The organism is Rhizobium sp. GW821-FHT14E12 (assembly GCF_058803745.1).
Genome location: NZ_JBXAPH010000009.1, coordinates 1 through 12,831, shown reverse-complemented (window position 1 = coordinate 12,831; position 12,831 = coordinate 1). Strand labels below are relative to the sequence as shown.

Below are 12,831 nucleotides of genomic sequence, written 5' to 3'. Positions count from 1 at the left end.
CTGTTTGTACCCACGGTATCAGCCTCGCGTTACGTTTGCTGCTGCCTGTTCGACGAATTTCGTTGCGCCGTCCTGCGCGCTGCTTTTGCCGAAGGCGACTTCCTCGGCGATCTTCTTCAAGAGGAACGCGTTTTCGCCGGCACCGTTCGGCGGAGACGGCGGCAATGCTCCGACATGCGGCGTCAGGCGCCCGATATAGTCGACGACCTGCTTGCTCGTTGCATCGAGGTCCTGTGTCAGAAGATCGCGGATCTTCGGCGAGGCGGGAACACCGCGCTCGACGCCGAGCGTCTTGGCACCATCCGGATTTTCGACCAGATAGTTGATGAAGGCGACGGCGGCGTCCTTGTTGGCGGAACTTGCCGAAACCGACATCAGCATCGACGGCTTCAGATATTGGCCGGGCTTGCTGTCGGGGTTGCTGGGATACGCGATCAGATCCAGCTTTTCCTTGACGAGGCCCTGGATGGCGACGAACTGATTGGAATGGGCGTAGCTGACAGCCGACTTCTTGGTCACGAGCGTGTCGGTTTCAATGGTCTGCTGGTCGAGCGCCTGCACGTCGGCCGGCACGCAGGCGCCGCTTTTGCGCAATTCGGCCCAGAAAGCGAACCAATCGGCGGCATCCTTGGCCTCGAAGCCGAGCTTGCCGTCGGCGGTGTAAAGCGCCTTGCCATGTTGGCGCAGCCAGCATTCGAGGGCGGGTTCTCCGCCGCTTTCATCGCCGGTGCCGTAAACGCCACGGCGCTTCTTGGCGGCCGTGAATTTGGCGCAGGCGTCACCGAGCTGCTCCCAGGTGATGCCATCATGCGGTTGCTCGACGCCGGTTTCCTGCCAGGCGGCAGAGTTGACGACGACCATCGAGGAATTGACCCCGAGATTGACGCCATAGATCTTGCCGTCGACCTTGCCGGAATCGATGTTCGGGGCGCCGAAATCCTCGATCGTAAGGCTCTTGCCGAGGTAGGGCGTCATATCGAGCAGCGTGCCGCGGCGCGCATATTCGAAGATGTAGCGATAGTCCATCTGGATGAGGTCGGGCGCATTGCCGCCGGCGGTCTGCGTGGCGAGGCGCGTCCAATAGCTGTCCCAGCCGAAGGTTTCGCCGGCGATGGAAACATCCGGGTTCTTGGCCTGGTAGGCTTTGACGGCTGCGAATGTGCGGTCGGCGCGTTCCTTGGACCCCCACCAAAGAAGCCGCATCGCGGTTGCCGCATTGGCGCGGCCAAGTCCGATACTGCCGAAAGCAAGCGTTGCTGCCATGCCGGCAAGCAATTGCCGGCGGTCGATCGTTAAAGTCATCCTGGTCTCCTCCCCAGTTAACCGATGATCTACGAACTGCTATGCAAGATATAACTATTTGGTTACAAGTTGGATAGAAACGCGACCGCTGTCAAGCGCCAATCGTATCACAATCAAAACGGCGCGCGTTGAAGCTTGAGGCATTCGTCGTAAGAGAGATGGATCGGGGAGGGGAAATGCCAATGGCGACAAAGGCAGGGCAAGGACCTGAAAAATCCGCAAAGGCCGAGGTGGATGGCAATGCGATCGCCAAGCCGAAGAAGGTGCCGCGCAATCCGCAACGCACCCATGCCATGATCCTGGATGCGGCGACGGCGGAATTCGCCGCGCATGGCTTCGGCGGCGCCAGGGTGGATGCGATCGCGGCGCGGGCGCAGACCAACAAGCGCATGCTCTATCACTATTTCGGCGACAAGGAGGGCCTCTATGTCGCCGTGTTGGAAGCGACCTATGCGGAGATCCGCAGTGCCGAGAAACAACTGGATCTCGCCAACCGCAATCCCGAGGAGGGAATGCGGGAACTGGCGCTGTTCACCTGGCATCATTTTCTTGAGCATCCGGAGTTCCTGAGCCTGCTTGTCACCGAAAACTTGCACGAGGCACGTTATCTCAAGCGCTCCGACAAGATACTGGCGATGCATTCGCATTTCATTGCCGAGCTGGCCGGCGTGCTGCGACGTGGTGAAGCAGCCGGCCTCTTCCGGCCGGCGGTCGATCCGGTATCCGTCTACCTGACCGTCGCGGCGCTCGGTTTCTTCTATCTGTCCAACCGCCATACGCTATCGACGATTTTTGCCCGCAAGCTGACGGCGCCTGATGCGCTGAAGGCCTGGGGCGAGCATATCGTCTCGGTGACGCTCGCCTCGATCAAGGCCTAGAGAAATTTTCGAAAGGCGATTGACAAGCCCGGACGGATCGCGCCATCGTGTAACTATATAGTTACATTGCCTGCGCGGCCAAACCTTTGCTTTCCTGACTCGGGAGGGAGTCGGATCAAACGATCGGGAGGGATCATGAAACGCATCGGGATCATCATGCACGGCGTCACGGGACGCATGGGGCTGAACCAGCATCTCATCCGCTCGATCGTGGCGTTGCGCGCCGAAGGCGGCGTGCTGCTGTCGAACGGCGAACGCGTCATGCCCGATCCGGTCCTTGTCGGCCGCAATGCGGCGCGGCTGGAGGAGCTGGCGCGCAAATATGGTATCGAGCGCTGGACCACCGATCTCGACGGCGCGCTCGCCGATCCCGATGATGCGATCTTCTTCGATGCGGCGACGACGCAGATGCGCGCCGAGCTGGTCTCCAAGGCTTTGGACGCCGGTAAGCACATCTATTGCGAAAAGCCGATCTCGGACGATCTTGATGCGGCCGTGGCGCTCGCCCGCAAAGCCAAGGCGTCCGGCCTGAAGAACGGCGTGGTGCAGGACAAGCTGTTCCTGCCCGGACTTCGCAAGATCGCCATGCTGCGCGACAGCGGCTTCTTCGGCAAGATCCTCTCGGTGCGCGGCGAGTTCGGCTACTGGGTGTTCGAGGGCGACTGGCAGACGGCGCAGCGGCCGTCGTGGAACTACCGCAAGGGGGACGGCGGCGGCATCATTCTCGATATGCTCTGCCATTGGCGCTATGTGCTCGACAATCTCTTCGGGCCGGTGAAGGCGATCAGCTGCCTTGGCGCCACCCACATCCCCGAACGTGTCGACGAGGCTGGCCGGCGCTATGTCGCCGATGCCGACGATGCGGCCTACGCCACTTTCGAACTCGAAGGCGGTATCGTCGCCCATATCAATTCCTCCTGGGCCGTGCGCGTCCGCCGCGACGATCTCGTCACCTTCCAGGTGGACGGTACGCATGGTTCGGCCGTGGCCGGCTTGACCCGTTGCTTCACGCAGCACCGCGTCAATACGCCGAAGCCGGTGTGGAATCCGGATCAGCCGCAGACGATCGATTTCTTCGACACCTGGGACGAGGTGCCGGACAATCAGGTCTATGACAATGGCTTCAAGATCCAGTGGGAAATGTTCCTGCGCCATGTGCTCGAAGACGCGCCCTGGCGCTACACGCTGACGGAAGGCGCCAAAGGCGTGCAGCTCGCCTCTCTCGGCCTGAAAAGCTGGGCTGAACGCCGCTGGCTGGATGTCGAGCCGCTGGAGATATAGGGGATGTTGGCTCTTTTGGCCTCGGGATGGTCAGGATGGGGTGCTGTTGGCGCGACTTTGTGCCTGGCACCTCACCCCAGCCCTTTCCCCGTTTGTACGGGGAGAGGGGGCAACCGAGTGAAACAACTGCTGGCGTCTTTCCTAGGAGGCCGCATCTGGCAGGATAGAGCTCCCTCGCCCCGCTTGCGGGGAGAGGGCTGGGGTGAGGGGCCATGCACGCGGATGCGGCATAGGCAGACTTGCCTGATGATCACGGGAGCCGTCTAAACCATGACCGAGCCATTGAAAATCAGACTTGTCGAGGCGGAGGCTTTCGAGCGTCCCGTCAAGCTGCGGCTTCCCTTCCGCTTTGGAGCTGCGACGCTGCGGGAGGCGCGGCAGATTTTTCTGCGGGTCCGCGTAGAGGATGCCCACGGCCGTTCGGCAAGCGGGATGGCGGCGGAGTTGATGGTGCCGAAATGGTTCGACAAATCGCCAGAGCTCACCAATGCCGATAATGAAAACCAGCTTCGCCGCTCGCTGGCGCTGGCGCTCGACGCCTTGCAAGGTGCGGGATTGGAGACGGCCTTCACGCTGCATGCGGCCGTCGAAGCGGCCCATCATGCGCGTGCTGCGGCTGAAAAGCTGAACGGTCTGGTTGCCTCCTTCGGCCTGGCGCTCGCCAACCGGGCCATCCTCGATGCCCTCTGCCGGCTGGAGGGGTTGACGGTCGCGCAGGCGATCAAGGCCAACCGTCCCGGCATCGATGCGTCGACCACGCCGGATCTCGAAGGTTTCGATCTCTCAGGCTTTCTTTTGACATTGGCGCCGGCCCGGAGCCTTGCCGCCCGCCACACCGTCGGCCTCGTCGATGCCATAGAGACGCGCGATATTGCAGAGGGCGAGCGTCTCAACGATGGGCTGCCGGAGAGCTTTGAAGAGGCGATCGATGCCTACGGCCTGACCTTCTTCAAGGTGAAGGTGTCAGGCGTTCCCGATGCCGATATCGATCGCCTTTGCCGCATTGCCACGGTGATCGACGCCAAGGTGCCAACCTATTCGGTGACGCTTGATGGTAACGAACAATTTTCGTCCGCCGAGGCGGTGGCCGATTTGTTGGCGCGGATCCGGGCCGAGCCGAGGCTGGTGCGGTTTGCGGCCTCGATCCTGTTTGTGGAGCAACCGATCGCCCGCGCCTATGCTTTCGAAAAGCCGGTGACGGCGCTTGCCGCCTTCAAGCCGGTCGAAATCGATGAATCCGATGCCGATATCGACGCCTTCGTTACGGCGAAGCGGTTGGGTTACACCGGCATCTCCTCGAAATCCTGCAAGGGGTTCTATCGCTCGCTCTTGAACAGGGCGCGCGTCGACAAGTGGAGCGCTGACGATGGCATTGCCTATTTCATGTCGGCGGAAGACCTGACGACGCAGGGCGGCCTTGCCGTGCAGCAGGATCTGGCGCTCGCCTCGCTGATCGGCATGACGCATATCGAGCGCAATGGTCACCACTATGTCGACGGCATGGCCGGCGCGCCCGAAGCCGAGCAGGCCGCTTTCGCGCGGGCGCATGATGATCTCTATGCCGTTCGCGACGGGCGAACGCGGCTGAGGATCGAAGGCGGCAGGATCGCCATCGGCTCGGTCGTCGGCGCCATCGGTCTCGGTTCGTCCATTGCGCCCGACTGGAGCGCGATGGAGAGATGATTCCTTCTCCCCAGCGGGGAGAAGGGCGCGCGGTACGCGCGGGTTGAGGGGGCGTTGCACCGTAAGGCCTCGCCGAATTTGCCGCGCCACCCCCTCATCCGCCCTTTGGGCACCTTCTCCCCGAGGGGAGAAGGAGTAACGAGACTCTGGAGGAAGAACATGCCGTCGTCATCGAAGAAGCGCTATGCCCTGGTCGGAACCGGCAATCGCGGCGCCACCATGTGGGGCAAGGATCTGGTCGAACGCTGGGGCAACGAGGTCGAGCTCGTCGCCGTTTGCGATCTCAATGCGATGCGGGCCAAGCGCGCGCTGGAGTACATCGGCGCCCAGGTGCCGGTCTATACCGATTTCGACGAGCTGCTGCGGGTCGAAAAGCCGGATCTCGTCATCGTCTGCACGCGCGATTCCAGCCATGACGACCTGATCGTCAAGGCGATGGAGGCCGGCGCCAATGTCATCAGCGAAAAGCCGATGACGACGACGGTCGACAAGATCAAACGCATTCTCGATGCCGAGGCGCGGACCGGCAAGCGGCTCGACGTTTCCTTCAACTACCGCTTCGCCCCGACGGCGGCGAAGATCAAGGAGCTGATCAATTCCGGCGTCATCGGCGACGTCACCTCCGTTGATTTTCATTGGTACCTTGATACCAGCCACGGCGCCGATTATTTCCGCCGCTGGCATGCCTTCGTCGAAAATTCCGGCAGCCTCTTTGTCCACAAGGCGACGCATCATTTCGATCTTCTGAACTGGTATCTGGATTCCGATCCGGAAACGGTCTCGGCCTTCGCCGATCTCAAGCATTATGGCCGCAAAGGCCCCTTCCGCGGCGAACGCTGTCGTGGCTGTCGGTACAAGGACGAGTGCGATTACTATCTCGATATCGGCGCGACGCCGCTGCTCGAAAGCCTCTATGAGGACCCGTCCGCCGTCGACGGCTATGTCCGCGACGCCTGCGTCTTCCGCGAGGATATCGACATTCCCGACACGATGGTTTCCTCTATCCGTTACCGCAACGGCGTCAACGTCTCCTACTCGCTGAACACCTACATGCCGATCGAAGGCCATCACATCGCCTTCAACGGTCACAAGGGCCGTATCGAGATGCGGCAATATGAGAAGCAGAAATGGACGACGCCACCGGCGGACGAAATCGTTGTCATGAAGAATTTTGGCGATGTCGAGCGCATCTGGGTGCCGCATTCTTCCGGCGGCCACTATGGCGGCGACGACCGGCTGCGCAACATGCTGCTACGGTCCGGGCCGAACGATGAGCTGAGACAGCGCGCCGGTTCACGCGCGGGCGCAATGTCAGTTCTCTGTGGCATCGCGGCGCTGGAAAGCAGCCGCACCGGCCAGCAGGTCTCGATCGCCGATATCTGGGGCGAGGACGGTGGTTTGAACCTGCTGGAGGCGCGGCCGTAAAGGCGCGCGCCGTCCTTAGTTGCAGCCCGGCAGTTGCTGCGCGTAAAGTGCCGTCATGCCGTTGAAGCGTTTTGCGCCGGCGAGCGCCGTCGCATTACCGCGCCATGCCCCCTGCAGATAGCCCTTCGTGCCGGAATAATAGGCGAGATAGAGATCGTAGGAATCGTTGAGCGCGATGCCGGTCTCAAGGTGCGTCCGATAGTGATACCAGCCGACGAAATCGATGGCGTCGGAGAAGCTGGTGCGGCTAGCGCCCCAGTTGCCCGTCTCGCTCTTGTACTTCTCCCAGGTGCCGTCAAGCGCCTGCGAGAAGCCGTAGGCGCTTGATGGGCGCTTCCAGGGAATGAAGCCGAGCAAATATCGTCTGGGCGGCCGGGCGCGCGGTCGGAAGCCGGATTCGGTGTAGATCGTCGCCATCAGGATCGGCACGGGAACGCCGTATTTACGCTCGGTGCGCTCGGCCGCCCGCTGCCAATTGTTGAACCAGCCGTCGCGCTGATCGAAGATCGCGCAGACATTGCGGGTACGGGTGGGCGCGGTAGCGCAGCTCGCCAGCACGCCGAGCAGCAAGACAGCCAGAATGGAAAGAACGCGAGTACGCATGACTAGAACCTCTTCGCTAAAGAGATTGCTAGCCGGGAATGATTAAAAACGGGTTTTCCAAGCGTGCCGAAATGGGGCGATTTCGGGGTGTTTTCGTGAAATTGCTGCGTTGCGTCATGCCATGCGCGCCAGATCCTCGCGGCGGATTTCATGGAGCAGCGTTTTGCCCTCGATGAAGCGGATGGCCTCGTCCACTGCCATCTCGCCGAGGCGGGAGCGCTCCAGGCCGACGGCGCCGGCGATATGCGGCGTCAGGAAGACATTCGGCAGGTCGTAAAAGGCCGAGCTTGCCTCCGGGATTTCCGGATCGGTGACGTCGATGATCGCATCGATCCGACCGGTTTTCAGGGTGGCGAGCAGGGCGGCTTCGTCGACCAGTGCGCCGCGCGCCGTGTTGATGAAGGTGGCACCGGGTTTCATCAGGGACAGGCGGTGCGCGTCGATCATATGCCGCGTCGCCGGCAGCGAAGGCGCGTGCAGCGAGACGATATCGGCGCTTGCCATCAGCGCGTCGAGTTCGGTCTTCTCGACGCCGAGACGCGCCGCTTCTGTCTCATCGACCATCGGATCGTAAAGCAGGATCCGGTAGTCGAAGGGCGCGAGCAGTTCGATTACCCGCCGACCGATGCGCGATGCGCCGATGATGCCGACCGTGCGGCCGTAATTACCGATGGCTTCGGCCTGGATCGGCAGCGTGCGGGCGCGGTTGCGGTCGGCGACATAGAGGTCGCGAAAGCGGAAGACCTGCTTGCCGGCAAAGATGATTGCCGCAAGGGTGAATTCGGCAACCGGCAGCGCATTGGCCTGTGCCGCATGGCTGACGACTATGTTCCTGTCGAACAGACCGTCCTCGATCAGGCCCTTCACGGTGCCGGCCGCATGTGCCACCAGCTTCAGATGCGGTGCCTGCGCCAGTGCAGCCTCGTTGATGGGCGGCGAACCCCAGCCAGTGATCAGGATCTCCGTTTCGCCGAGCAGCTTGCGCGCCCTGTCGTCGTCGAAGCGCACCATCGGCTCACTATCGAGCACGCGGGCGATCATGTCGAGGCGCTGGATCAGAGCGGGCGGTACGACATGCTGGGTGCGCGAAGGCTGCATGGCGAAAGCAACGGTCGGGCGGGAGGCGGATGGTGTCATGGCAGGCGTCCCGGTGCTTCGATGGCGCTGACGGTGATGCCTTTCTCGGCGACTAGGGCGCGCAGGGCGTCGATGTCGGGTTTTGCGGGTGGCTTCGTCCAGGCGCCGGAGACGGCCGAGGGATCGCGCTCGGCGAGGATGGCGGAGACGAGAACGGTTTCGCCTGCCGGGATCGTGCCGCGCAATTGCGGCACCAACGTCTTGGCGGCGATCAGGTTGGTGTTCGGCGGCGCTTTCTGTGCCACGCCGTCGCGGGCGATGGTCGAGCCGAGATCGAGAATGCCGCTGAAATCCTCCTCACCGATGGCATAGGCCACACCTTTGCCGGACGAGAGCGTGTCGGCCTCGAAATCCCGCCTGGCAATGGCGCAGCCGCCTTCGGCCGTTTGCAACGGTCGCGGCGTAACGATCCTGTGCAGGCGGATATGCCATGGGGCGGCGGGGATTAGCCAGGTTTCGACGCTCACGTCGGCCAAGGGCGACCATTTGGCATAGAGCATATTGCCGGCGAGCTTTGCCTCCTGATTGGTCTCGCGGACGCGGTAATGCAGGCCGTCATCGCTGAAGGCGAGCATGCTGTCAAAGGCGCCGCCGGTAAAGAAACGCTCGTCGCTTTCGATGCTGAAGCCATAGCGGGCGGAATAGGCGAACTTGGCGTATTTCTCCGCCCCGAAGCGCATCTGCTGATTTTCCTGGCCGGACGACAGCGCCACGACATCAGCCTTGCTGCGCATCATCACCATGCCGGGATGCTTGAGTGGGACGATTGAAGGCTCGGCGGCCTGCGGCTTTTCCTCGGCGGTCCAGAAAGGATGAGTCTCGGGGAGCGCCAGCGGCAGGAATGCTTTGAAGGCCCAATAGGGCGAGCCGGCGGAATTGTAGTTTTCCGACATCAGCAAGTTGGGGTAGGCGTAGCCGATCGGCAGCGTGCCGTCGCGATTGGCGATCGGCTTGTCGGCCCACCAGCGCAGGTGCCGGAGGCAAAGTCCCTTGACCTCGCCCCAGGGCAGCGCCTCGACATCGGCAAAGGCCAGCGCCGACCAGAAGCCGGCGCAGGCGAAGCGATAGGTCAGGCTGCGGCCGAAGGGGATGGTCGCGCCATCGGGAGCGAACCAGTGGCGGAAATCCTTGGCGAACAGCACCGCGCGCTCGCGGTAGCGCTCGGCGCGGTCGTCATTGACGAGCTTGGAATAGATCAGCCCGTAGAAATGCATGGCGAAGGGAACGTAGTGGTCGATGCGCCGGATATTGCCGTCGCGATACCAGCCGTCTGCTATATAGAAGCCGTCCAGTTCCCTTAGATAATCCTCCGTCAGGCTGCGGTCGAAGGTGGCGCCGAGCCGGTCCAGCGCGATATCCACCAGCACACGGAAGAAGCGCCAGTTGTTGTCGGCATAGTCGAAGGTGCGGGCATGCTTGAGATAGGCGATGAGGTTGCCGCGCGCACGGGCATCCAGTGGCTCCCAGATCTTCTCCGGCACCAGCGCCAGCGCGAAGCCAAGGGCGGCGAGTTCGACCATGCGCTGGTCACGGCCGTTGACACCGCCCCAATATTCCGGATGAGCAGGGTCGACGCCATTGGCCAGCCCCTCGGCAAAGCGGCCCCAATGGGCGAAATCTCCGCCGCCGGCGCCGAGCGGGGCAAGGCCCCAGAGCGGGCGGGCAAAGCCTTCGAGATCGGCGGCGGCCCGGTCGAAATGCGCGCCGGCGGCGTCGATGCGGACGCGGGCGTTACCCTTGGAGAAATAGGGCAACAGCGGATCGAACAGGTCGGTCAGTGCGCAACGCATGTCGGCGCGGTTTCTAAGCGGATTGCCGGCGAGCGGATTGGTGCTGACGGGATCGTAGATCATCGGTTTGGCTCTTGCTTGGTCGCCTCGGCAGGAGACGCGCTTCAGGTTTCGGGCGGAAGGGTGCCGCCGGGGACAGGTGTGACGGCATGGCAGACTTGGCGGGCAGGCGCGTCGCGGTCGCGGAAGCGAGCGATCATCAGGTTGATGGCTTCGCGCCCGAGAGCGGCGCGGTCGACGCGCATGGTGGCGAGACGCGGATTGGTCATCAGGGCGCAGGGCAGGTCATCAAAGCCGATAATGGCGAAATCGTCGGGCACGCGCAGACCGGCTTCCGCCACGGCATCGAGCACGCCAACGGCGATGAAATCGTTCATGCAGAAGGCGGCGGTGAAGCTGCGGTCCCCGGCGAGGATAGCGGCGGTGGTATCATGGGCCTCCTGGCTGGAGCTGCCGCGGAATGTCATCGGCACCAGCCGGCCTTCGGCGCCTTCCACGGATGCGATCGCCGCTTCGAAGCCGCGGACGCGTTCGCGGATCGTCTGGCGGTGGGAGCCGGTAAAATGCAGGATGCGGCGATGGCCGACATCGAGCAGCCGGCGGGTCGCGGCATAAGCGCCGAAGAAGTTTGAGGGCGAGACGCCATCGAAGCGCAGTTTCGGGTCGGTTCCGTTGACGAGCACGGTCGGCGTGCCGCTATCCTCCAGCCAGGGGCGCAGATCGTCGGGCGGGTCGATGCCGACGAGGAACAGCCCCTCGGCACCAGCCGCCTGAAGCTGCTCCTGGATATGCTCCGGCGAGGTCCTCGCCTCGCGGACGAGGCGAATATCGAAAGGCATACCGCGCTCGGCGGCACCGGCGCGCAAGCCCTCGAGAATGCCTTCGTAGAAGACGCTGAGGCCGCCGGTGGCGCTGTCGCTGGCAATCAGCGCCAGCCCGCCGGGCATGCTATCGGCGGCGGCCTTCAGGGGGTAGCCGAGATCGCTCGCCACCTTGAAGATCTGCTGGCGGATCGTGTCGCTGATGCCGGGCTCGTTGGTCAGCACCCGCGACACGGTGGAAACGGAGACGCCGGCCCTGCTGGCAATATCGGCTTGGGTGATGCGTTTGGATCGAAGTTCGTTCATATCGCAATAATTATGCAAATCATGCAAATTTGCAAGAAAAAGATTGTTTCTTGCGTTTCGCAATGAAGTTGCATATCCTCCCGCAGAATTATCCGCAGTAGGCGTCGGGGAGATCGTCGCGGATAGCAACGCAAGAGAAGGAGGAATCTCATGCGCCTGAATCGTCGTTCATTCATGATCGGAACTGCCGGTGCCGCGGCCGGCCTCGCTTTTGGTGGAGGGGCCATGCCCGCCTTTGCCGATGCGACGCAATTGCGGGCGATGTGGTGGGGCTCGCCCGATCGCGGCAAGCGCACGATCGGCGTCGCCGAGCTGTTTCATAGCAAGAACCCGGATATTTCCGTCGTCGGCGAAAGCATCAGCGGCGACGGCTACTGGGCAAAGCTCGCGACCGGCATGGCCAGCCAGAACATAGCGGACGTCTTCCAGCTCGAGCCGAGCACGATTTCGGACTATTCCAAGCGCGGCGCCTGCATGCCGCTCGACCAATTCGTGTCTTCGACGCTGAATGTGGACAGTTTCGGCAAGGACGTACTGAAGCTGACCACCGTCGACAACAAGCTCTATGGTGTCGGCCTCGGGCTCAACTCCTTTGCCATGTTCTATGACGAGGACATGTTCAAGAAGACCGGCCTGACGCCGCCCGGCCCGACGACGACATGGGCAGACTATGCCGATCTCGCCGTGGAAATGACCAAGGCGGCCGGCAAGCGCGGCTATTGGGGCGGCCCCTATGGCGCACGCTACAACTATGTGCTCGATGCCTGGCTGCGTCAGCGCGGCAAGAGCCTTTACACGGATGAGGGCGGTCTCGGCTTCAGTGTCGACGACGCCAAGGAATGGTATTCCTATTGGGAAGATCTGCGCCAGCGCGGCGGCACGGTCTCGGCCGATGTCCAGACGCTCGACCAGAACGTCATCGAGAGCAACTGCCTGGCGCTCGGCAAATCCGCTATCGGCATGGCCTATTCCAACCAGCTCGTCGGCTATCAGCTCGTGGTCAAGAGCAAGCTCGCCGTCACCATGCTGCCGCGCGAAAAGAAGGACGGCCCCTCAGGCCACTACTATCGCCCGGCCCTGATCTGGAGCGTCGGCGCCAGCAGCAAGAATGGCGAGGCGGCCGCGAAGTTCATCAACTTCTTCGTCAACGATCCCGATGCCGGCAAGATACTCGGCGTCGAGCGCGGCGTGCCGATGTCGCCGGCTGTGCGCGCCGCCATCCTGCCGACACTGAACCCGGTCGAGCAGCAGACGGTGAAATATATCGAGCTGTTGAAGGATCAGGTCGGAACCTATCCGGTGCCTGCACCGCTCGGTTCGCAAGAGTTCGACCAGAACGTCATGCGCCCCGTCGCCGACCAGCTCGCCTTCGGCAAGATCACGGTCGCTGAGGCGGCGAAGAGACTGGTGGAAGAGGGGGCGACAAAATTGAAGCGGAGGAGCTGAGCGGAGGCTCAGCTCAGGCTTCACAGTAGGCGGAGAGGCTACCCCCCTCTGTCGCTGTCGCGACATCTCTCCCCTTGAGGGGCAGGGGAATCGCATATGGTTTCTATTGGATTGAATTGTTGAGGAAAAAGGATTCTCTAAAGGTCTTCTGATTTGGTT

General features: G+C 62.4%; 10 protein-coding genes. 5 read left to right on the top strand and 5 right to left on the bottom strand.

Annotation, left to right across the window (positions count from 1 at the left end; genetic code table 11):
* Positions 1-18: 18 nt before the first annotated feature.
* A complete protein-coding gene (locus AC1RO0_RS25530; RefSeq protein WP_498595380.1) occupies positions 19-1,302 on the bottom strand; it encodes an ABC transporter substrate-binding protein in 1,284 nt (427 codons plus the stop codon).
* Positions 1,303-1,484: 182 nt separating this feature from the next.
* On the opposite strand from AC1RO0_RS25530, the gene AC1RO0_RS25525 reads away from it, so the two are divergent.
* The 4 genes from AC1RO0_RS25525 (at position 1,485) to AC1RO0_RS25510 (ending at position 6,569) form a co-directional block, all read left to right on the top strand.
* Positions 1,485-2,180 (top strand): TetR/AcrR family transcriptional regulator, encoded by a 696-nt coding sequence (locus tag AC1RO0_RS25525; RefSeq protein WP_498595379.1) that lies wholly within the window; start codon positions 1,485-1,487, stop codon positions 2,178-2,180.
* A gap of 135 nt (positions 2,181-2,315) precedes the next feature.
* The gene (locus AC1RO0_RS25520; protein WP_498595378.1) at positions 2,316-3,461 is read left to right on the top strand and encodes a Gfo/Idh/MocA family protein; all 1,146 of its coding nucleotides are present in this window, start codon (positions 2,316-2,318) and stop codon (positions 3,459-3,461) included.
* Positions 3,462-3,731: 270 nt separating this feature from the next.
* Positions 3,732-5,144: a mandelate racemase gene (locus AC1RO0_RS25515; RefSeq protein ID WP_498595377.1), complete on the top strand. Its 1,413-nt coding sequence runs from the start codon at positions 3,732-3,734 to the stop codon at positions 5,142-5,144.
* Positions 5,145-5,303: 159 nt separating this feature from the next.
* A complete protein-coding gene (locus tag AC1RO0_RS25510; protein WP_498595376.1) occupies positions 5,304-6,569 on the top strand; it encodes a Gfo/Idh/MocA family protein in 1,266 nt (421 codons plus the stop codon).
* A gap of 15 nt (positions 6,570-6,584) precedes the next feature.
* Here AC1RO0_RS25510 and AC1RO0_RS25505 read toward each other — a convergent pair whose 3' ends face one another.
* From AC1RO0_RS25505 to AC1RO0_RS25490, 4 genes are all read right to left on the bottom strand, one after another.
* Positions 6,585-7,172, bottom strand: coding sequence for a transglycosylase SLT domain-containing protein (locus AC1RO0_RS25505; RefSeq protein WP_498595375.1), 588 nt, complete (start codon positions 7,170-7,172; stop codon positions 6,585-6,587).
* Positions 7,173-7,286: 114 nt separating this feature from the next.
* Positions 7,287-8,309 (bottom strand): hydroxyacid dehydrogenase, encoded by a 1,023-nt coding sequence (locus AC1RO0_RS25500; protein ID WP_498595374.1) that lies wholly within the window; start codon positions 8,307-8,309, stop codon positions 7,287-7,289.
* On the bottom strand, positions 8,306-10,162 hold the full coding sequence (locus tag AC1RO0_RS25495; protein WP_498595373.1) for a DUF2264 domain-containing protein: 1,857 nt from the start codon (positions 10,160-10,162) through the stop codon (positions 8,306-8,308). Before AC1RO0_RS25495 ends, AC1RO0_RS25500 begins: the two co-directional genes overlap by 4 nt.
* A 41-nt stretch (positions 10,163-10,203) precedes the next feature.
* Positions 10,204-11,226 (bottom strand): LacI family DNA-binding transcriptional regulator, encoded by a 1,023-nt coding sequence (locus tag AC1RO0_RS25490; RefSeq protein ID WP_498595372.1) that lies wholly within the window; start codon positions 11,224-11,226, stop codon positions 10,204-10,206.
* Positions 11,227-11,376: 150 nt separating this feature from the next.
* On the opposite strand from AC1RO0_RS25490, the gene AC1RO0_RS25485 reads away from it, so the two are divergent.
* Positions 11,377-12,672: an ABC transporter substrate-binding protein gene (locus AC1RO0_RS25485; protein WP_498595371.1), complete on the top strand. Its 1,296-nt coding sequence runs from the start codon at positions 11,377-11,379 to the stop codon at positions 12,670-12,672.
* Positions 12,673-12,831 lie beyond the last annotated feature (159 nt).

Excerpts from the sequence above, each read along its gene's own strand:
- AC1RO0_RS25530 (WP_498595380.1), bottom strand. The coding sequence starts at position 1,302 with ATGACTTTAACGATCGACCGCCGGCAATTGCTTGCCGGCATGGCAGCA.
- AC1RO0_RS25525 (WP_498595379.1), top strand. The coding sequence starts at position 1,485 with ATGGCGACAAAGGCAGGGCAAGGACCTGAAAAATCCGCAAAGGCCGAG.
- AC1RO0_RS25500 (WP_498595374.1), bottom strand. The coding sequence starts at position 8,309 with ATGACACCATCCGCCTCCCGCCCGACCGTTGCTTTCGCCATGCAGCCT.
- AC1RO0_RS25485 (WP_498595371.1), top strand. The coding sequence starts at position 11,377 with ATGCGCCTGAATCGTCGTTCATTCATGATCGGAACTGCCGGTGCCGCG.
- AC1RO0_RS25495 (WP_498595373.1), bottom strand. The coding sequence starts at position 10,162 with ATGATCTACGATCCCGTCAGCACCAATCCGCTCGCCGGCAATCCGCTT.
- AC1RO0_RS25490 (WP_498595372.1), bottom strand. The coding sequence starts at position 11,226 with ATGAACGAACTTCGATCCAAACGCATCACCCAAGCCGATATTGCCAGC.
- AC1RO0_RS25515 (WP_498595377.1), top strand. The coding sequence starts at position 3,732 with ATGACCGAGCCATTGAAAATCAGACTTGTCGAGGCGGAGGCTTTCGAG.
- AC1RO0_RS25510 (WP_498595376.1), top strand. The coding sequence starts at position 5,304 with ATGCCGTCGTCATCGAAGAAGCGCTATGCCCTGGTCGGAACCGGCAAT.
- AC1RO0_RS25505 (WP_498595375.1), bottom strand. The coding sequence starts at position 7,172 with ATGCGTACTCGCGTTCTTTCCATTCTGGCTGTCTTGCTGCTCGGCGTG.
- AC1RO0_RS25520 (WP_498595378.1), top strand. The coding sequence starts at position 2,316 with ATGAAACGCATCGGGATCATCATGCACGGCGTCACGGGACGCATGGGG.